Annotated in this window: 21 protein-coding genes, 2 pseudogenes and 1 riboswitch; of the genes and pseudogenes, 21 read left to right on the top strand and 2 right to left on the bottom strand. The window is 41.2% G+C overall.

Annotated elements, in window-relative coordinates; all coding sequences use genetic code 11:
- The first annotated feature begins 37 nt into the window (after positions 1 to 37).
- From I2484_RS03895 to I2484_RS03835, 13 genes are all read left to right on the top strand, one after another.
- On the top strand, positions 38 to 823 hold the full coding sequence (locus tag I2484_RS03895; RefSeq protein ID WP_207149728.1) for an HNH endonuclease: 786 nt from the start codon (positions 38 to 40) through the stop codon (positions 821 to 823).
- A 334-nt stretch (positions 824 to 1,157) separates the two neighbouring features.
- Positions 1,158 to 1,637 carry an ATPase, T2SS/T4P/T4SS family gene (locus I2484_RS21350; protein WP_346014150.1) on the top strand — a complete coding sequence of 160 codons (480 nt, stop codon included), beginning with the start codon at positions 1,158 to 1,160 and terminating at the stop codon, positions 1,635 to 1,637.
- Between the two features lies 1 nt (position 1,638).
- On the top strand, positions 1,639 to 2,685 hold the full coding sequence (gene comGB, locus I2484_RS03885; protein ID WP_207149727.1) for a competence type IV pilus assembly protein ComGB: 1,047 nt from the start codon (positions 1,639 to 1,641) through the stop codon (positions 2,683 to 2,685).
- A gap of 13 nt (positions 2,686 to 2,698) precedes the next feature.
- The gene (gene comGC / locus I2484_RS03880) at positions 2,699 to 3,034 is read left to right on the top strand and encodes a competence type IV pilus major pilin ComGC (protein WP_207149726.1); all 336 of its coding nucleotides are present in this window, start codon (positions 2,699 to 2,701) and stop codon (positions 3,032 to 3,034) included.
- The gene (locus tag I2484_RS03875; protein ID WP_207149725.1) at positions 3,021 to 3,470 is read left to right on the top strand and encodes a prepilin-type N-terminal cleavage/methylation domain-containing protein; all 450 of its coding nucleotides are present in this window, start codon (positions 3,021 to 3,023) and stop codon (positions 3,468 to 3,470) included. The genes comGC and I2484_RS03875 overlap by 14 nt, the downstream gene beginning before the upstream one ends.
- Positions 3,463 to 3,762 (top strand): hypothetical protein, encoded by a 300-nt coding sequence (locus tag I2484_RS03870; RefSeq protein ID WP_207149724.1) that lies wholly within the window; start codon positions 3,463 to 3,465, stop codon positions 3,760 to 3,762. Before I2484_RS03875 ends, I2484_RS03870 begins: the two co-directional genes overlap by 8 nt.
- Complete coding sequence (gene comGF, locus I2484_RS03865; RefSeq protein WP_207149723.1) at positions 3,747 to 4,196, top strand: competence type IV pilus minor pilin ComGF; 450 nt, start codon at positions 3,747 to 3,749, stop codon at positions 4,194 to 4,196. Before I2484_RS03870 ends, comGF begins: the two co-directional genes overlap by 16 nt.
- A complete protein-coding gene (locus tag I2484_RS03860) occupies positions 4,177 to 4,356 on the top strand; it encodes a hypothetical protein (protein WP_207149722.1) in 180 nt (59 codons plus the stop codon). Before comGF ends, I2484_RS03860 begins: the two co-directional genes overlap by 20 nt.
- Positions 4,357 to 4,386: 30 nt before the next feature.
- Positions 4,387 to 4,905, top strand: a complete 519-nt coding sequence (locus tag I2484_RS03855; RefSeq protein WP_207149721.1) for a shikimate kinase — start codon at positions 4,387 to 4,389, stop codon at positions 4,903 to 4,905.
- 225 nt (positions 4,906 to 5,130) lie between these two features.
- Positions 5,131 to 5,222: riboswitch (glycine riboswitch) on the top strand.
- 136 nt (positions 5,223 to 5,358) lie between these two features.
- Complete coding sequence (gene gcvT / locus I2484_RS03850) at positions 5,359 to 6,456, top strand: glycine cleavage system aminomethyltransferase GcvT (RefSeq protein WP_207149720.1); 1,098 nt, start codon at positions 5,359 to 5,361, stop codon at positions 6,454 to 6,456.
- 33 nt (positions 6,457 to 6,489) lie between these two features.
- A complete protein-coding gene (gene gcvPA, locus I2484_RS03845; protein ID WP_207149719.1) occupies positions 6,490 to 7,836 on the top strand; it encodes an aminomethyl-transferring glycine dehydrogenase subunit GcvPA in 1,347 nt (448 codons plus the stop codon).
- Entirely contained in the window at positions 7,829 to 9,289 is a 1,461-nt protein-coding gene (gene gcvPB / locus I2484_RS03840; RefSeq protein ID WP_207149718.1) for an aminomethyl-transferring glycine dehydrogenase subunit GcvPB, read from the top strand. The genes gcvPA and gcvPB overlap by 8 nt, the downstream gene beginning before the upstream one ends.
- A gap of 132 nt (positions 9,290 to 9,421) precedes the next feature.
- Positions 9,422 to 9,832, top strand: coding sequence for a hypothetical protein (locus tag I2484_RS03835; protein ID WP_207149717.1), 411 nt, complete (start codon positions 9,422 to 9,424; stop codon positions 9,830 to 9,832).
- Positions 9,833 to 9,953: 121 nt separating this feature from the next.
- On the opposite strand, the gene I2484_RS03830 is transcribed toward I2484_RS03835, so the two are convergent.
- A complete protein-coding gene (locus I2484_RS03830; protein ID WP_186670653.1) occupies positions 9,954 to 10,271 on the bottom strand; it encodes a rhodanese-like domain-containing protein in 318 nt (105 codons plus the stop codon).
- A gap of 487 nt (positions 10,272 to 10,758) precedes the next feature.
- Between I2484_RS03830 and I2484_RS03825 the strand changes: the two genes are divergently transcribed.
- From I2484_RS03825 to I2484_RS03810, 4 genes and pseudogenes are all read left to right on the top strand, one after another.
- A complete protein-coding gene (locus I2484_RS03825) occupies positions 10,759 to 11,595 on the top strand; it encodes a lipoate--protein ligase family protein (protein ID WP_207149716.1) in 837 nt (278 codons plus the stop codon).
- Positions 11,596 to 11,776: 181 nt separating this feature from the next.
- A pseudogene (locus I2484_RS03820) lies at positions 11,777 to 12,598 on the top strand (ribonucleotide reductase N-terminal alpha domain-containing protein); the annotation flags it as partial.
- A gap of 83 nt (positions 12,599 to 12,681) precedes the next feature.
- Positions 12,682 to 13,176 carry a hypothetical protein gene (locus tag I2484_RS03815; protein ID WP_207149714.1) on the top strand — a complete coding sequence of 165 codons (495 nt, stop codon included), beginning with the start codon at positions 12,682 to 12,684 and terminating at the stop codon, positions 13,174 to 13,176.
- A gap of 582 nt (positions 13,177 to 13,758) precedes the next feature.
- Positions 13,759 to 15,498, top strand: a pseudogene (locus tag I2484_RS03810) (vitamin B12-dependent ribonucleotide reductase); the annotation flags it as partial.
- 170 nt (positions 15,499 to 15,668) lie between these two features.
- Here I2484_RS03810 and I2484_RS03805 read toward each other — a convergent pair.
- The gene (locus tag I2484_RS03805) at positions 15,669 to 16,643 is read right to left on the bottom strand and encodes a DUF1385 domain-containing protein (RefSeq protein WP_207149712.1); all 975 of its coding nucleotides are present in this window, start codon (positions 16,641 to 16,643) and stop codon (positions 15,669 to 15,671) included.
- A 129-nt stretch (positions 16,644 to 16,772) separates the two neighbouring features.
- Between I2484_RS03805 and I2484_RS03800 the strand changes: the two genes are divergently transcribed.
- From I2484_RS03800 to efp, 4 genes are all read left to right on the top strand, one after another.
- On the top strand, positions 16,773 to 17,201 hold the full coding sequence (locus tag I2484_RS03800; RefSeq protein WP_207149711.1) for a hypothetical protein: 429 nt from the start codon (positions 16,773 to 16,775) through the stop codon (positions 17,199 to 17,201).
- Between the two features lie 62 nt (positions 17,202 to 17,263).
- A complete protein-coding gene (aroQ, locus tag I2484_RS03795; RefSeq protein ID WP_207149710.1) occupies positions 17,264 to 17,704 on the top strand; it encodes a type II 3-dehydroquinate dehydratase in 441 nt (146 codons plus the stop codon).
- Positions 17,658 to 18,767, top strand: coding sequence for a M24 family metallopeptidase (locus tag I2484_RS03790; protein WP_218627914.1), 1,110 nt, complete (start codon positions 17,658 to 17,660; stop codon positions 18,765 to 18,767). The genes aroQ and I2484_RS03790 overlap by 47 nt, the downstream gene beginning before the upstream one ends.
- Positions 18,768 to 18,792: 25 nt before the next feature.
- A complete protein-coding gene (efp, locus tag I2484_RS03785; RefSeq protein WP_207149708.1) occupies positions 18,793 to 19,350 on the top strand; it encodes an elongation factor P in 558 nt (185 codons plus the stop codon).
- Positions 19,351 to 19,382: the final 32 nt, after the last annotated feature.

Here is a 19,382-nt window from a genome sequence, read left to right as displayed (position 1 = left end):
ATATTAAGTATATAATATTCGGGAAGTGGGTTTGTGTATGAAGAAAAAGAATAAAGGTCTCCCATTAACGTTATCTTATGATAGTAATAAAATATATTTCAAAGATGAGAAAGACAACGTATGGGGTATCACAGATTATCAGAACAAATTCTATGATGAATTATTGGGAGTGAATTGGTATGTAAAGCTTATTGAGAAAAAACCTTATGTTTATACTGGAGCAAAGAAATGGGGAAAAGCAAAAAAGCTTCACCAAGTAATTATGCAACTTTGGTATGGAGAAGTAGAATTTCAAGATTCGCTTAAAGATAAAATTGTGATTGACCATCTTGATAATAACGAAAAAAACAATTTAATCGAGAATTTAGCATTTGCACCTAAAAATCACAATACAGCCAAGGGTTTGATTTACGACAAAGAAAGTAAAAAGTTGAAGCCAGATATATTAGTCCATTGGTACAAGGATTTTGCTACCCGAGAATATCAGTTTATTGTTGGCTTCAACAATGATAGTTATTTAATAGATGAGAAAGAATCTTATTTGGTAGATCGTATAGAGCTTATCTATGAAGATAATTATCGAATTATATATGAAGATGTAAGCGGCATTGTAGGTGATTTATTAGAATCCGGAGTAGTTGACCTCAAAAGACTAAGATATAAGGGTACACCGCATATTGTAAGGACCCCCTTGATAAATAAAGAACAATTAAATGAAGGCCAGATTTTTGCTTATGATCAAGAGGGCAATTTAGTTTTATTGAAATCTGATAAAGTTAGACGCTTATCGCTTGGGAAAAATCAAGATTTACATAAAAAATAGAGAGGTTTTAGTTTAATGGTCTCCTTAATATATATAAGAATACTCAGTGATGGAGGGGGAATCTTTATAGCAGGCCGATATCGTGTCAATATCTTTTGAAATAGCATAATGAAAAAGACGACTACTCACAATCATGTGGGTGTCGTCTTTTTTATTTGTGGGTCAATTTAGAAAACAGTGATATTTTAACTGTCGTTATGACTTCTGTAATACTCAGAAAACAGCTACCTTCTATATAAAAGGGTGACTGTTTTATTTATTGGTAAATCAACGTTATTAACATGTTTTCATACTGTGGCTTACTGTCAATCATCTAGAACGGCATGTGATCACATTGGAAGATCCTGTTGAAAATAATCATTCGCATCTGCTTCAAATTCAAGTGAACGAACGGTCCGGTATGACATATTCGGCGGGTCTAAAAGCGATATTACGCCATTCACCTGATGTTATTATGATTGGAGAAATTCGGGACAGTGAAACCGCGAAAATTGCGATTCAAGCCGCCTTAACTGGGCATTTAGTACTGACATCTGTCCATTCTAAAGATCCTGCAGGCTGTTTTTATAGAATGATGGATTTTGGTATTTCTGCCGAAGAATTGAGACAAACCGTGGTCTGTATCTCAGCGCAGCGCCTCATTCGAAATGCTTCCGGAAAAAGGGGAGCAGTATTTGAAATTATCCAAGGAGGCACGCTTAATCGAATGACGGACTCCATTATGAAAGGAGAAAGGGTAGTTGTTCCTGAAGAACAAAAAGTGGAGTCGCTTATTCGGAAATATAACAGGCCAATTGTGATGCGAGATGAATAAGTTGAACATAAAATCGCTTTTTCGTAAAAAGGAAAACCTTCTAAATCGACCGGTATTCCTCGAAAGACTATCTGTTTTATTAATTGAAGGTTATACATTTCATGACGCGGTTACTTTATTAGTACCACATCATTTGAAAAATTATACTCCTTTGTTAGTAGAAATGAATAATGATTTTAAGAAAGGGCTTGGTGTCACTCATATCCTTGCAAGTTTTGGATTCTCATCGGGAACGCTTCTTCCTATCGCGATTGCTGAGGTAGACGGGCGGGTCGCACAAGCCATAGGTTGCATGGCGATTCGGATGAGAAAAGTGGAGGAAAAAAGGAGGAAATTCAGAAATATACTTATTTATCCTATTGTGCTTTTTATACTAATTGCCACTTTGCTTATGGCTTTCCGTAGGTTCTTTTTACCTAATATGGAGGCATTAGCGATTTCAAGGAAGAGTGAAGACGATGGGTTTATTTCAGCGTTACCAACACTCGTGACGAAAATCCCTGATGTCATCATAAGCGTGGTATTAGTCTCGGCATTACTAACAGTAGTTTGTACGGTAGTCTACAAAAAGCTTGCACCTGAAACGAAAATTCGTGTGTTAATGTCAATGCCTATCGCGGGAACCTTTTTCTCGATTATAAAGACCCGCGACTTTGCTAGTGAAATTGGGGGCTTGCTTCAGTCGGGTCTTTCTTTGCAAAATGCTCTAGACGTATTAATTGAACAAAACCTGGATGCGGTGTTAAGTGAGATCACGAAAAACGTCAAAGCTCAGGTCGTATTCGGTGATTCGTTCCACACTGCGTTAGGTAGGACAGAAGGGTTGATGCACCAACTAGCGGCATTTGCCAAGCATGGTGAGGACAGTGGCTATCTAGCGAAAGAACTGCAAATCTACAGTGAACATCTTAGTCAAACGATTGATGAAAAGTTGACGAAGGCTTTAGCTATGTTGCAACCAGCTTTATTTAGTATCATTGCAATCTGTATTTTGGCTGCATATCTCGCTCTACTTTTACCAGTTTACGGAATGATGGATAAATTATAAGAGGGGGAATTTGATGAAATATATTAATAATAAAAGAGGTTTCACCTTAATTGAAATGATGATTGTTCTATTGATTATTTCGGTTCTCATTCTTATTGCAATCCCGAATGTCACAAAACATTCGAAGTCAATTGATGAAAAGGGATGTGAAGCATATGTACAAATGGTTCAAGGCCAAGTTGAAGCGTTTAAAATGGATGAAAAACATCTGCCGACCTCTCTTGCTGAATTAACTGAAAAGGAATATTTGCCCGAAAATGCCCAATGCCCTGATGGTACACAATTGTTAATTGGCGCGGATGGAAAAGTGGGTAAGGTGGGTGGATCCGCCAGTTTTGGGGCAAACTAAGGAAAGTGGATTCACGTTCCTTGAAATGATTCTGGTATTAGCAGTTTTGTCAATCATGACAGCAATCATTTTACCTATTGGTGACAATTGGATACAAGCGGAATCTGAGGATGACGCACTTCAAGCGTTTATGGCAACTGTTTATAATTTACAAGCTTATTCGATGGCAAACTATGTGGCTACAGGCTTGCAATTCAAAGATTCAGGAGCAGAATATATTACAACGTCCCTTTTAAGTGGGAAAGGTAAGGTTGAAATTGCAAGATACGTTTTACCGAAAGGAATGCGCTTATCAGCCACCAGTCAATTGAAGGGAATTGAATTCCACGGAAATGGAGATATCCTTAAGTCTGGTACAATGGCGTTCTTAACGAGTTCGGGTATTATCGAAATACGATTTCAATTTCAGCGTGGAAGGATGATAATCTATGAATGAGGGGGGCTACTCGTGGCCAGAAGCGATACTTACGTTGACGATTGTGATTGTTATATTTGGGACACTACTTCCTTTTGCTTCAATAGTGACCTCAAAGTTACAGATGAAGAAGGCGCATATGTATGCGGCGGAAACTGCCCATCAAGGGGCTATCTATTTTAGTGCATATGGTTTGATGGAGGGGGTCCGTCAAGTTGGTGGAGTGGATTATGATTGGATCATTAACGGGCAATCCATTTGTGTTTCTTATGAGGTAGTCGAGAAGTTGTTCAATAAATGCGTTCATTCATGAAGATGCAAAATGAACAGGGCTATACATTTCTAGAAAGTATCTTTCAACTAATCATCATGTCTATTTTCATTCATCTATTCCTGCTATTTTTCTTTTGGAAAGGCCCGATTGAAGAATACTATACAGATTACTCATCCACTGAATGGGAATTGTTCTCGGCTGATTTACAATATCTTCTTTCTGACGTCAGCGAAATCCGAGTGACTAACGGTGGAAGGACAATCAGGCTTAAGAACAATCGAGGGCTGATTGATATTGAGCAAAGTGGAACCGTTATCCGGAAACGTGTAGACATAACGGGGCATATTCCATTAGTTACTGGAGTAAAGGCAGTTACGTTTACATTTGATGGCATGACTATAACTGCTCATGTGACAATGTTAAATGATTCCGTTAAAGTAAGGGGTTTTGCAGTTGGATTATATCCGAAATGAACATGGCGCCATGCTTGCGGCCGCAATTATTTTATTATTTTTCGTTAGTCTCTTTCTTTTCTCCCTCGTTTCATGGCATGATAGTATTCAACGGACTTACGATTCGCTTGAAACGTATTATGAAAACGAAACGGTGAGAACAATGAAACGGAACGGATAAAGCTATTCGTTCTGCCAAGTGGGTGATGACATGAAAAAAGTGTATTTGATTGGTTATATGGGGTGCGGTAAAAGTGCAATCGGAAAACGGCTCAGTTTTGCGACGAAAATGCCATATTATGATATGGATACTGAAATCGTGAGGATGACTGGTTTGACGATACCTCAAATATTTGAAATGTATGGTGAAGAACGTTTCCGTGAAATGGAAACAGAGTTCCTTCGCACGTTCCGTGATGAATTTTGTATAATTGCGACAGGTGGTGGTGTTGCGATGCGTAAAGAAAATAGGGAGATTATGCGAAAGACAGGTCTTGTCTTTTTTCTAAATGCCCCGTTTCGCGACATATGGCGACGGATTTCCACGGATCGAAATCGTCCGATTGTACAAAGGTCGACACATTCCGATCTTGAACAATTGTTTAATAATCGGAAACCTCACTATCTACATGGTGCTCATTTTAAAGTCGAAACGGAAAATCGATCTTTGCGTGACATTGTAGATTACATTGCATTCCAAATCGGGAGGCTTAAGGGGGAATATAAATGAAAAAAATTCAACCATCGATTGTCGTTTTCTCGTTCCGTTAATTAGATGAAAATTTAATTAATAGCCAAAAAGGCGAATGATTTTATGCTAATGACTGTTTACGTTCGTATAAACGACTATGAATTAAAAAGTATTGCGCTTACAGAGATGAAATGTTAAGATATAAGGCGAAAGGGCATTAGTTGTCTGAATCTTAATCATCTTCATTTCAATTGAATAACGCGAATGATTGTATGGGGAGAGCACGCAATGGCGTCGCCGAAGGAGCAAGTAACTTATGTTATGAATCTCTCAGGTAACAAGACTCATACATGACGCATCTCTGGAGAGCGCCGGTTAGGCTGGCCACCAACGAGGAAAGCCGTAAGGTCAAACTTTCAGGTACAAGGACAGAGGTTTCCTAATTAGGGGACCTCTGTCCTTTTTTATCAAACTTTTAAGGGGGAATAGAACTTGTCAGATTCTTTGAAACGCACTGTCCTTTTTGACAGCTACGCTGAATACGGTGGTAAAACGATTGATTTTGGTGGTTGGGAATTACCTGTTCAGTTTTCGAGCATTAAAGCTGAACACGAAGCTGTAAGGACAAAAGCAGGCCTTTTTGATGTTTCGCATATGGGCGAAGTGCTTGTCACTGGAGAAGGCGCATTATCTTATTTGCAAAAGATGGTTACGAACGATGTGTCGAAACTTAAAGACGGACAAGCTCAATACACGGCTATGTGTTATGAAAACGGCGGCACTGTGGATGATCTTTTAATCTACAAACGTGGGGATAATAACTATCTTTTGGTTGTCAATGCGTCAAATATCGACAAAGATCTTGAATGGATGAAGAGTCATGCTACAGTCGATGTCAAAATTGAAGACGCATCATCTTCTTATGCACTACTTGCTTTGCAAGGGCCCATTGCACAAGAAGTACTTCAAACATTGACGAACGAGCCTCTAGCAGATATTAAATTTTTCCGCTTTAAAGAAAATGTTGACATTTCGGGACACCAAGTACTAGTCTCGCGTACTGGATACACAGGAGAAGATGGATTCGAAATTTACGGTTCACCTGAAGCAATTGTCGCATTATGGTCTGTTATTCTGAAAGCAGGCGCAAGTGTAGGGGTTGTACCGGCAGGTCTTGGTGCACGTGATACGCTTCGTTTTGAGGCTGGTTTACCACTTTACGGACAAGAACTATCAAAAGATATTTCACCACTTGAAACGGGTCTTGGTTTCGTTGTGAAGGTGAATAAAGAAGAGGATTTCTTCGGTAAAGAAGTTCTGGCTTCCCAAAAAGAAAAGGGTGCACCGCGTAAACTTGTCGGAGTGGAAATGATTGACAAGGGAATTCCGCGTACAGGTTATAAAGTATTCCTTGGTGAAGAACAAATCGGTGAAGTCACAACGGGTACACAATCACCGACACTTAAAAAGAACATCGGTTTTGCGCTTTTGAACAGCGAACATACTTCTGAAGGAACTGAAATTGAAGTCGAAATTCGTGCTAAGCGTTTGAAAGCAGTGATTATTGCTACACCATTTTATAAACGCTAATCATATACCATTATGAAAAGGGGTTAAGTAGACATGCAGCATCGTTATATTCCAATGACTGAAACTGATCGCGATGAAATGATGAAAACAATCGGGATTACTTCCGTAGATGAACTTTTTGAAGATATTCCTGAAAAGGTTAGATTTAAAGGCGAATACAATATTAAAAAAGCGAAATCCGAGACTTCATTGACAAAAGAACTTTCAAAACTTGCAGCGAAAAATGCGGATGCGCGTACATATGCATCATTCCTTGGCGCGGGCGTCTATGATCATTACAAGCCGATCATCGTCGACCATGTCATTTCACGGTCAGAATTTTATACGGCTTATACGCCTTACCAACCGGAAATCTCCCAAGGTGAATTGCAAGCAATCTTTGAATTCCAGACAATGATCTGTGAACTGACTGGTATGGACCTTGCAAACTCATCTATGTACGACGGCGGGACGGCACTTGCTGAAGCTGGGACACTTGCATCAGGCCATACACGCCGTAAGAAACTTCTTGTTTCTGAAACCGTTAACCCTGAATCCCGTGATGTAGTCCTTTCCTATGCGACTGGACAGTATATCGAAGTTGTCACAATTCCACAAAAAGATGGCGTTACTGATATGGCTAAGTTGGAAGAAATGATGGACGAGGATACAGCTGCAGTTCTTGTGCAATATCCAAACTTCTTCGGTCAGATTGAAGACATTCAAACAATCGGAGAAATTGCACACGCGAAAGGTGGACTATTCGTTGTTTCATCAAATCCTCTTGCACTTGGCATATTAACACCTCCAGGTAAGCTTGGCGCTGACATTACAGTTGGTGATGCACAACCGTTCGGTATTCCTGAATCATTTGGCGGACCGCATTGCGGTTATTTCGCGGTAACGAAAAAGTTGATGCGTAAAGTTCCAGGTCGACTTGTCGGTGAAACTACAGACGATGAAGGCCGTCGCGGATACGTTTTGACACTTCAAGCACGTGAACAGCATATCCGTCGTGATAAAGCGACGTCCAACATCTGTTCGAACCAAGCTTTAAATGCACTTGCTGCTTCAGTAGCAATGACTGCACTTGGTAAAGTGGGCGCACAAGAAATCGCCTACCAGAATATTGTCAAAACGCGCTATGCGAAAGAAACCTTTGAAAAAGCTGGTTTCAACGTTAAATTTAGTGGATCACATTTCAACGAAATCGTCGTTGATTGCAAACAGTCTGTAAAAGAAGTAAATACAAGGTTATTTGCAAAAGGGATAATAGGTGGTTATGACCTAGGTCTGACGTATCCTGAATTTGCTAACCATGCACTAATCGCTGTTACAGAACAGCGTACGAAAGAAGAAATCGATGCACTAGTGCAGGAAATGGAGGCCCTTCATGCATAAAGATAACCAGGCGTTAATTTTTGAAATTACGAGAGAAGGACGGATAGGCTACAGTCTCCCTGAGTTGGATGTACCTGAACTTGACCTTTCTGATCTATTGCCAAAGGGGTTTGTACGCGAGGAAGTTGCTGAACTTCCGGAAGTTTCTGAACTTGATATTATGCGTCATTACACTGCACTTTCAAATCGTAACCATGGTATCGATTCAGGATTTTATCCACTTGGATCATGTACGATGAAATATAATCCTAAAATCAACGAATCTGTTGCACGTTATCCTGGGTTTGCGAATATTCACCCATTACAAGATGAGTCGACTGTTCAAGGTGCATTGGAAGTTTTGTATGACCTACAAGAGCATCTTGTAGAAATTACAGGAATGGACGAAGTAACACTTCAGCCGGCGGCAGGAGCGCACGGCGAGTGGACAGCTTTGATGATGATTCGGGCTTTCCATGAAGCAAACGGTGACTTCAAACGTACGAAAGTACTTGTTCCCGATTCTGCACATGGTACAAACCCGGCTTCAGCTACAGTTGCTGGTTTCGATACGATTACAGTCAAATCAGGTGAAGACGGTCTTGTTGATCTTGAGGATTTGAAACGACATGTAGGGGATGACACGGCGGCGCTTATGCTGACGAATCCGAACACACTTGGCCTTTTCGAAGAAGAAATTCTCGAAATGGCCGAAATCGTTCACGCTGCTGGCGGAAAGCTTTATTATGACGGCGCAAACTTGAACGCTGTTATGTCTAAAGCACGTCCTGGCGATATGGGCTTCGATGCAGTTCACTTGAACTTGCATAAAACATTCACAGGACCACACGGCGGCGGCGGACCTGGTTCGGGCCCTGTAGGCGTGAAGAAGGACCTTATTCCATTCCTTCCGAAACCAGTCCTTGTGAAAAAAGATGAAGTTTACACCTTTGAATACAATCTGCCACAGTCGATTGGCCGTGTTAAACCGTTCTACGGTAACTTCGGCATCTATCTGCGTGCATACACGTATATTCGTTCAATGGGTCCAGACGGCTTGAAAGCTGTTACGGAATATGCTGTATTGAATGCGAACTACATGATGCGCAGATTGGAGCCACATTTCGATTTGCCATATAACCGTCATTGTAAACATGAATTCGTTCTGTCTGGTCGCCGTCAGAAGAAACTTGGCGTGCGTACGCTGGATATGGCGAAGCGACTGCTTGACTTTGGCTATCACCCGCCTACAATTTACTTCCCGCTTAACGTGGAGGAGGGCATGATGATTGAGCCTACAGAAACAGAATCCAAAGAAACACTCGATGCATTCTGTGACGCGCTTATCCAAATTGCAAAAGAAGTAGAAGAAAACCCAGAAATCGTACAAAATGCACCGCATACAACCGTCATTAATCGTCTTGATGAAACGAAGGCGGCACGTTTCCCTGTACTTCGTTATACAAAAGCATAAGAAAAATGCCGTAATAATCATAAAGAGCCTACACTCCACTGGATGTAGGCTCTTTGTGTTTGTCTTTTTTGAGAAGTTAAAGTGATTTTGCCCTCCTTGACTACATATGATTAATAGAAGGGAGCGGAAAATGTGAAACGTTCAAGAAGTTCTTTATTCATACTGTGCATAGTCGGTATTTTTCTTACAGTCTATGGAGCAGCCGTTATCTTGCGTCTTATATTTGGGGGTCTTTTATTAGATGGTGGCCTAACTAATCCGAATTATTCATTGCTTGCTTTATTATGCGTAGTGCCGTTTCTGTTCTATTTACTAGTTAGTAGAAATGATGTTAAAAAAATAAATGAAGTGATTTTGACAAGCGGGCTCTTTTTTATACTCCTTTTTCTTTATACTAACTTTATCCTTGTACTTGCTTTGACTGAAAACTCAACGGAAATAGCTAACAGATTATTGATTATCTTTCCGATTGTTGCTTTGTTACTAGTAATCGTTATCCATTTTTTTCAAAGCAAAAATAGTCGGTGGAAAGAGATGAAGTGAACATGCTGTGCGGAATGAAAATATAAATTGAAATAGAAAAGGAGAAGCCGCCTGGGCTTCTCCTTTTACAATCTGAATTTCTACGTTATTGGTATTAATAATGTTATTTCAAAGTGGTAATTTATTTACTTTTCACTTTACCTGTCCATTGACGGAAACCGCCCTGCAGGTGAAACAGTTGCTGATAGTCTTTTTTCTTTAAGAATAATGCTCCACGAGCACTTTTTCCGCCGTTTTGATCGTACAAATAAACGGGTTTGTCCGAACGGATTTCTTTAAACCGCTGACGGAACTGAGAATAAGGGATATTACGCGCTCCTAAAATATGGCCGGCATCAAAATCTTTTGCCTCACGTACGTCGATTAGCTGCGCTTTCCGATAGCCTTCGATAAATTGCTCCTGCGTCAAGTTTGTAACGGCTTTACGAAGGCGTAGCATCGTCACAACGAAATAAATGATTACGGCGAGAGCAACGGCTCCTAAAAAATAATAATTCAAAACAACTTTCCCCTTTCTCTCTACCTTTTCATTATAAAGATTGAGCGGCACATGTTCAATGGGCAAGCATCTTTTTGATGCTTATTAAAAAGATGTCATGATTTAGGGCTTAACCTTTCGCTGGTTAATCATCCCTTTTATAAGTTGGTTTCTGGCGATATGATGTAACCAATATGCCCCGCTATCCAGAACATATCATTGCATCTACTATAGAATAAATGTCATCTTTGTTTCTGGTTTTGATCTGTTGCTTCAAGAGAAAATTGCACTTTATGCTAATTATAAACGTATTTATACACGTTTAGTTGGCTATTGTGACAAGGTATATAACATGACGGACGGTATACTGATCTTATAAGATGAAAATAGATAGCTAAATTGTTGATGGGAATGCTAAAATGATAGTCGTTGTGAAGGGGGAATACGGATGGGGAAAAAGGTCTGGCATTTCATTAATTCAGGAAAATGTCGCGCTTCGTTCAACATGGCGCTTGATGAGGCATTACTGGAATGGCATAGCGTAGGGGAAATCGGTCCAGTGCTTCGGTTTTATGAATGGGAGCCGGCGACACTGTCGATTGGTTATTTTCAAAGTGTCGAAAAAGAAATTAATTTAGATGAAGTGAAAAAAAATGGACTTGGTTTCGTCAGACGGCCAACTGGAGGAAGAGGCGTTCTCCATGAGCACGAACTTACATACAGCGTAATTGTTAGTGAAAAATATCCGGATATGCCTGAAACGGTTACCGAAGCGTACCGCGTCATTTCGGGCGGACTGCTCGAAGGGTTCCGTAACCTAGGGCTTGATGCAACTTTTTCAGTACCTCAAACGGTGCAACAGAGCAATGATTTAAGAAAACCAAAAAGCGCGGTATGTTTTGACACGCCGAGTTGGTATGAGCTCGTCGTTGAAGGGAAGAAAGTGGCTGGCAGTGCACAGACGAGACAAAAAGGTGTCATTTTACAGCACGGTGCGATACTTTTAAGTCTTGATGTGGACAAGCTCGTTTCTCTTTTTACATTTAAATCGGAAGTGCAGCGTGAACAAATGCGGAAAAGCTTGCCTGAAAAAGCGGTAGCAATTGATAAATTGGTTGACCGTCCAGTGACGGTTAGCGAATGTGTCGACGCGTTTTCAAAAGGATTTGCATTAGCGCTCGATATGGAACTGGAACCTATGGAATTAACCGAGCAACAGCTCAACTATGTCTTGGAAATAGAACGTAAGAAATATGCAAATGACGACTGGACATTTAAAAAATAACGCCTATAATTTTGGTACTATTTTTTAAAAGAGGACGTTTAAAAGTGCGATAATAGTGCACTTTGATTTTTGTGTAAAACAATTTAATTGAAGCTCGTTTCAATATGTAGTATATTATATAGCATCAGGAACACAACATGTTGTGTTGTGTTAAAAATATCCCATAAGGAGGGATGCGTTAATGGTCATAGTTTCAAAGCGCCAGGAACCAATTCTGGACAAAGCACAACTGAATGCAGATATAGCAAAATTCCCGCAAGTGCATCCGATTACAAAAGACATGCATATCGAGCACAAAGGGGTATCCCGACTTGTCATGATTGACAGATATTCGTTTAAGGATACTGAAAAGAAAACACTTAAAGTTGGTGATTTCGTCGTCCTAACAGTGAAGGAAGATCCGAAGTTCCCGGCACGCGGACTCGGATTTGTTACCGCTCTTGATACTGAAAATGGAAAAGCAGATATTTGGATTGAAAAAGATTACCGTTCTGCGATTGATAATCCTGCAGAGCAGGAGAGAGGCATCGTTACAAGACCGATTGAAGTCCTCGAAAAGCCGCTTGAAGTGTTTTATGAGCAGATTGCAAGACGTAATGCGACTGGACTTGCTTCGGTTGAAACGACAGAAGCAAAACGTCAGGAATCGTTCGATCAGTTCTACGATCAGTTGTCAAAACTGAATTTCATCCCAGCAGGCCGTGTTTTGTACGGAGCGGGTTCGGATACTGAAGTGACATTCTTCAATTGTTACGTCATGCCTTTTGTAGCTGACTCCCGTGAAGGCATTTCTGATCACCGCAAACAAGTGATGGAAATCATGAGCCGAGGCGGCGGTGTCGGGACAAACGGTTCTACACTACGACCACGTAATACGCTCGCACGCGGCGTTAACGGTAAATCATCGGGGTCGGTATCATGGCTTGATGATATAGCTAAATTGACACATCTTGTTGAACAGGGTGGAAGTCGAAGAGGCGCGCAAATGATCATGTTGGCGGATTGAATAAAATTGATAATTGCTTTAACTTTCCAAAAGTTTAAGCACCTTCTATTATGAGAGCGAATGTTCTTGTGGAGGTAGACATGGAACCTATAAAAGAGTATCTCTACCAGCGTTATATTATCGACGGTTTATCAGTGAAACAAATTTCACAGGAGACACAACTTACAGAAAATCAGATTAAAGGAAGACTAAGAAGACTCGGTATACGTAGGAAAGTCATTAAATTGTCTAATCAGATTTATGATGATAAGGACTGGCTTTACCACCAATATGTTGAACTTGAAAATGGATACACGGTTATTGCAAATGAATTAGGGGTAAGTTACACCACTATTCTAGACCGCATTCTATTTTTTGGGTGGCAAGTTAGAGGGCACAACGATATTGATAAAGGCTTCCCACGTAGAGGGAAAAAGCATAAAGAAAGCTCTTTGGTAAAAATTAAAGAAACACGTCAAAGGAAAAGAGTAATTACCGAGTGTACTTATTGTCTTAAGAAAATTGAATTGGTTTTATCCTCGTTCGAAAGAAGCAAAACCAATTTGTGTGACCAAATTTTTTTAGAAAATTTCTGATTGAAAATAGGGTTACTCCTAATGATATTACTGATCCCGCTGAGTATAAAGCTTGTAGGTTAAAAGTTTACAAACGAGATGGGTATAGATGTAAGATGCCGAAATGTCATTCTCAGTCCAGAGATATAGCAGCTCATCATATTTTCACGAAGAAAATGTACCCAGATATTCAATTTGTAACTACCAATGGAATTACTCTGTGCAGGCCATGTCATGAAAAAACTTATGGAAGAGAAGAGCAGTTTATAACAATGCTAGTCCGCGTCGTTCAGACAATGGACGACTAGAAAATCGGGTGAATTGCGAAGAACTCCTTAGAGGCCATTAAGCTACAACGCGACTGGAAACGGTGAACGTGAATGCTTAAAAATTGATGGCATTGGACAATCCGCAGCCAAGCACCGTGTAAGGTGAAGGTTCAACGACTATCGAAAACATTCGAAATGAATGGAAGTAGAGTAGGGAAGATACAGTTCTTTCCGAAGCGCCCGGCCCCTAACAGATAATGCTGAGGGTGATGATATAGTCTACTCCGTCTGCTACTATTTGCAGAGAAATATCCTGAAAAGGACGGTATTTAGGTGGCATCCTGATATTTATGAATTCATCATCTCGAAAATGCAGAATCCAAGAATTCTACGTTATCTTATGGAACATACCGAAGATGAGATGATCAAAAAGCTCGCAAATGAAAAACTGAAATTCAAACCGCTGACAGCCCAGGAAGAAGCGATGTACCAAGGAATTATCAACTACCGAACGATTCCTGGTTTGGGTGGATTCAATGAGGCAATCATGAAAGAAGCTGACACGAAATTGCGAGATGGCGGGACATATTCCGTACATAATGCGGAATTCCTCACAGGCGCAAATATTTCCGTCACATTGACGGATGATTTCATGAAAGCTGTCGAACAAAATGCGGACTATGACCTTCGTTTCCCAGCTGTCGAAAAGTATTCGCCAGAAGAAATGGTGACATACAATGAACAATGGCATAAAGTAGGCGATGTCCGTGAATGGGAACGTCAAGGATTTGCAGTCCGTATTTACCGGACAATCAAAGCACGCGCACTTTGGGATCTTATCAATATTTGCGCAACATACGCTGCAGAACCGGGCATTTTCTTTATCGATAACGCCAATAATGAAACGAACGCCAAAGCTTACGGCCAGCAAGTCGTAGCGACAAACCCGTGTGGGGAACAACCACTTGCTCCTTACTCGGTTTGTAATTTAGCTGCTGTAAACCTAGCTGAAGTAGCGGATAAAGAAACAAAAACTGTAGACCATGAAAAATTACAGGAAATCGTTCGTATCGGTGTCCGTATGCAAGACAACGTTATCGATGCAACGCCATATTTCCTTGCAGAAAATAAAGTACAAGCTCTCGGCGAACGTCGTGTTGGACTCGGTGTCATGGGTCTTGCTGATCTCTTGATTTATTGTGAAAAAGAATACGGTTCTCCTGCAGGCAACGACCTTGTCGAAAAAGTATTTGAAACGATAGCTACGTCAGCTTACCGTGAATCAATTGAGCTTGCGAAAGAAAAAGGGAGCTTCCCGTTCCTCATTGGTAAGACAGATGAAGACACGAAAGCCCTGCGCAATGCATTCATCAATACAGGTTTCATGAAAAAGATGCCGGAAGATATCCGTGAGTCTATTTTGGAACATGGCATCAGAAATTCCCATTTATTAACGGTTGCTCCGACGGGATCCACTGGAACAATGGTTGGTGTTAGTACTGGTTTAGAACCATATTTCTCCTTTTCTTATTACCGCAGTGGACGCCTCGGTAAGTTCATCGAAGTGAAAGCTGAGATTGTAGAAGAATATTTAGATCGCAATCCTGACGCAGATTCGGAAAACTTGCCGCAATGGTTTATTTCATCGATGGCGCTGGCACCTGAAGCGCATGCGGATGTACAATGTATTATTCAACGCTGGATTGACAGTTCGATTTCGAAAACGGTCAATGCGCCGAAAGGCTATACGGTCAAGCAAGTAGAAAGCGTCTATGAGCGTCTTTATAAAGGCGGAGCAAAAGGTGGTACAGTCTATGTAGACGGAAGCCGTGATTCGCAAGTGCTGACGCTAAAAGCTGAAGAAAACGAGATGGATTCAGGTTATGTTGAAGAAGTCGTCGAAAACCGTAAAGTTGTTCTTGTCAATACGATTCAGGATTTACGCTCGACAAATGTCACAATCGGATCCGAAGTTGGGGATACATGCCCAGTGTGTAGAACAGGTACCGTCGAAGAAATGGGTGGCTGTAACACATGTACGAACTGCAATGCTCAATTGAAATGCGGTTTATAATCAAAACGAAAAAGCGGAAGCAGCCATAATTGGCAGCTTCCGCTTTTTTGTTGTCTAGCTTCAGGCGCAAACTCCTCGGGTCATAAGTCGTTTTACTGCGAGGGCTGAAGAACGCCCTCTTCGTAAACCGTCTTATGCCTGTCGGAGCTGAGCGGCGCCTTCCGCTTTTCTTAAGTTACAGGAACTGTTTCCGTTTCAGAACCACTCTTCATTACAACTTCCATAGCTACAGCGCCATGCTCTTCAATCTCAAGCAACCTCTCGAATGAAGCAATCGCAACTTCGACTTGCTTATCATCCGGATCTTTTGTCGTCAACAATTGAAGCCACAGTCCAGGATAACCTAGATATTTCAATACTGGCACGTTACGGAGTGAGTTTGTTAATTGTAAAACCTCGAAAGAAATACCAAGCACGACCGGAATTAGAAGTATCCGGTTCACAATGCGGAACCAAAATGGATCGGTCGGCACGAGGAAGTAGACAAACATCCCAACAATTACAGTAAATAGCATGAAACTACTGCCGCAACGGAAATGAAGTCTCGATTGCGCTTGAACATTTTCGACTGTCATCGGTAAGTTATTCTCATATGCATTGATTACTTTATGCTCAGCCCCGTGATATTGGAATACACGTTTTATAAGGGGAGTCATCGAAATGAGCGAGACATATGTTAGTAACAAAATAAGTTTGAACAAACTTTCAAGTAAAATTTGGGCGGTTTTCCCTGGTGCAACAAACTGCAATGCTTGTGCTAGAAAAACAGGGATAAGCGTGAAAACAAATTTCCCGAAAAGTAAAGATAATACTCCGACCGCAGCGACACCAAGAACCATCGCCAATTTTGAAGTCTCTTCTTCCTTTTCTACTTCTTCTCCAGGCATCACATCGTACCGTTCGCTCGAAAATGTTAAATGACGTGATCCGACGCCAGCTGATTCGATTAACGCAACTATGCCCCGAACGAATGGGATCTTTTTCAGTTTCATTCGGACACTATTCTTTTCTTTTGGAAGATGGAAGTAATCGATTGTATCGTCCTTCCGTCTAATTGCCGCCACAGTATGATTTTTACCGCCGAACATTACCCCTTCGACAAGTGCTTGACCCCCGTAAGCAGGAGGTTGTTGTTCTTTTCCCATACATTTACCCACGCTTTCTATTATATCAACTAAATCCTATAATTCATTATACTAAAAAACGGCGATACACTCCACAATGATGTTTAAAATGTTCTGAACCTCCCGACACTTTGTACAGGAGGGATTTTTATGATTAATAAAACATTACTATGGACCGCGCTAGTTGGTGCTTTTTTCACGACAATAGCGCTTAAGTTTCTGCAGTTATTTAATTTCATAAACTGGTCGCCTGTCGGCTGGGCAAAAAAGTGGCATTTGTTTCCGTCCGCACATGTCACAATCAAATGGGCTGTACTTTTTGTGGCGCTGGTATTGTTATATGCTATTGTTTATTTTGCGGTTTCATTCACAACATCAATTCCGCCATCCATTACAGCCTTAATCATTGGAATTATCGTTGTTTTTGCGGTGGAATGGACGATTGGCTCACCGAAAACGCCCTTAGCCGCTATAAAATCCATATCACTCCCATATTTCGCTTTAATGGCCGTGGTTTTCAGGTTTATTACCGGAACGGCCGTTTTTATGAAGAAACTTTCGGATGAAAGTGTAAAATGAGTTGCTACAAAAGAACGATATGATAAAATGGGATAGACAACGGTGAGGGGAATGGTGTGGCGATGAAGTTACTAATTCTGAACGGACCCAATCTTAACAGGCTCGGAAAGAGAGAGCCGGGTATTTATGGTGCAGAAACATTGCAAGACGTTGAACGTAAACTAGACAAAGTCGCTCTGTTACATGGTGTTGAATTATCATTCTTCCAATCTAATTGGGAGGGTGCCTTGATCGACAAGATCCATGAAGCAGAAGACGTTGGCCTGGATGGTATTGTCTTCAATCCAGGCGCGTTTACGCATTATAGTATCGCATTGCGTGATGCTGTTGCGTCTGTAAATGTGCCTGTCATCGAAATCCATATTTCGAACATACATAGCCGTGAACCGTTCAGAGAGACATCCGTTATTGCGCCAGTCTGTATCGGTCAGTTAACTGGATTCGGCACGGACGGATATGAACTCGCCTTCCACGCTTTCCTTCTCCGGGGAAAAGGGGTATGAAACTGTGAAATTGACCAAACTACGTGATCTGTTAACAGAACATGGCATCGACGCACTACTCGTTACGAACTCGTACAACCGTCGTTATATGACTGGCTTCACGGGGACAGCAGGGCTTGCTCTTATCTCGTCTGACGATGCAGTGTTCATTACAGATTTCCGTTATACTGAACAGGCGGAAAGAGAAATTAATGGCTTCCGTATCGTTCAGCATACGACAACCATCATCGAAGAAGTGGCCGAGCAAGCGAAAAACATGAAGCTTCGGACAGTCGGTTTCGAAAAAGATGATATGTCATTCGGTCTTTATGAACTATATAATGGAAAAGTCGAAGCGGAGCTAAAACCTGTATCGGGCCTCGTTGAAAAATTACGCATGGTGAAAACGGAAGATGAGCTAGCTATTTTGAAAAAAGCGGCTAAAATTGCAGATGATGCATTCACGCATATTTGTACATTCATCAAACCGGGTGTGACGGAACTAGAAGTATCGAATGAACTCGAGTTTGCAATGCGCAAACAAGGGGCAACCTCATCTTCCTTCTCAATTATCGTGGCGTCTGGCTTACGCGGTGCACTTCCGCACGGAGTTGCATCGGACAAAGTAATCGAATCGGGGGATCTTGTTACGCTCGATTTCGGTGCATTGTATGAAGGATATATTTCAGATATCACGCGCACGGTCGCTGTTGGTGAACCTTCTGATAAACTCAAAGAAATTTACTCAGTGACCCTTGCGGCACAAGAACTTGCTTTAAAAGAGATTAAACCGGGTATGACTGGAATAGAAGCGGATGCAATTGCACGCGACTATATTAAGTCTAAAGGATACGGTGAAGCATTTGGTCATTCAACGGGGCACGGCATAGGTCTTGAAGTGCATGAAGGACCTGGATTATCTTTCCGTTCTACGACGGTACTTGAGCCGAATATGGTTGTCACAGTTGAGCCAGGTATTTATCTGCCTGGAATTGGCGGCGTCCGTATAGAGGACGATATCGTAATGACGCCAAATGGTAACGAGCGTTTGACACATTCAACAAAAGAACTACTTATCTTATAATCTATTATTAATTGGAGGAATCATCTTGATTTCAGTAAACGAGTTTAAAACAGGATTAACAATCGAATTTGACGGGGATATTTGGCGCGTAATGGATTTCCAACACGTTAAACCAGGTAAAGGTGCGGCGTTCGTTCGCTCGAAATTACGTAACCTTCGTTCAGGTAACGTCAATGAAAAAACGTTCCGTGCTGGTGAAAAAGTAGCAAAAGCACAAATTGATAACCGCCGTATGCAATACTTGTATGCAAACGGAGACGAGCATGTCTTCATGGATAACGAATCGTACGAGCAGATTGAACTTCCTGAGAAGCAGATTGAAGACGAATTGAAGTTCCTAAAAGAGAATATGGAAGTTCATGTTATCATGTTTAAAGAAGAAGTACTTGGCGTTGAACTGCCTGTAACAGTAGTTCTTGAAGTTGCTGAAACTGAACCAGGTATTAAAGGCGATACAGCAAGCGGTGGCTCTAAGCCCGCTAAGATGGAAACAGGCGTTGTTGTACAAGTACCATTCTTCGTCAACATTGGAGATAAACTTATCATTAACACCGTGGAATCCGAATACGTTTCACGCGCATAAGGAAGAGTAATACGCTATGTTGCATAGCTTTT

The organism is Sporosarcina sp. E16_8, assembly GCF_017347095.1.
Taxonomy (GTDB): domain Bacteria; phylum Bacillota; class Bacilli; order Bacillales_A; family Planococcaceae; genus Sporosarcina.
This window is presented reverse-complemented; position numbering and strand designations above follow the sequence as displayed.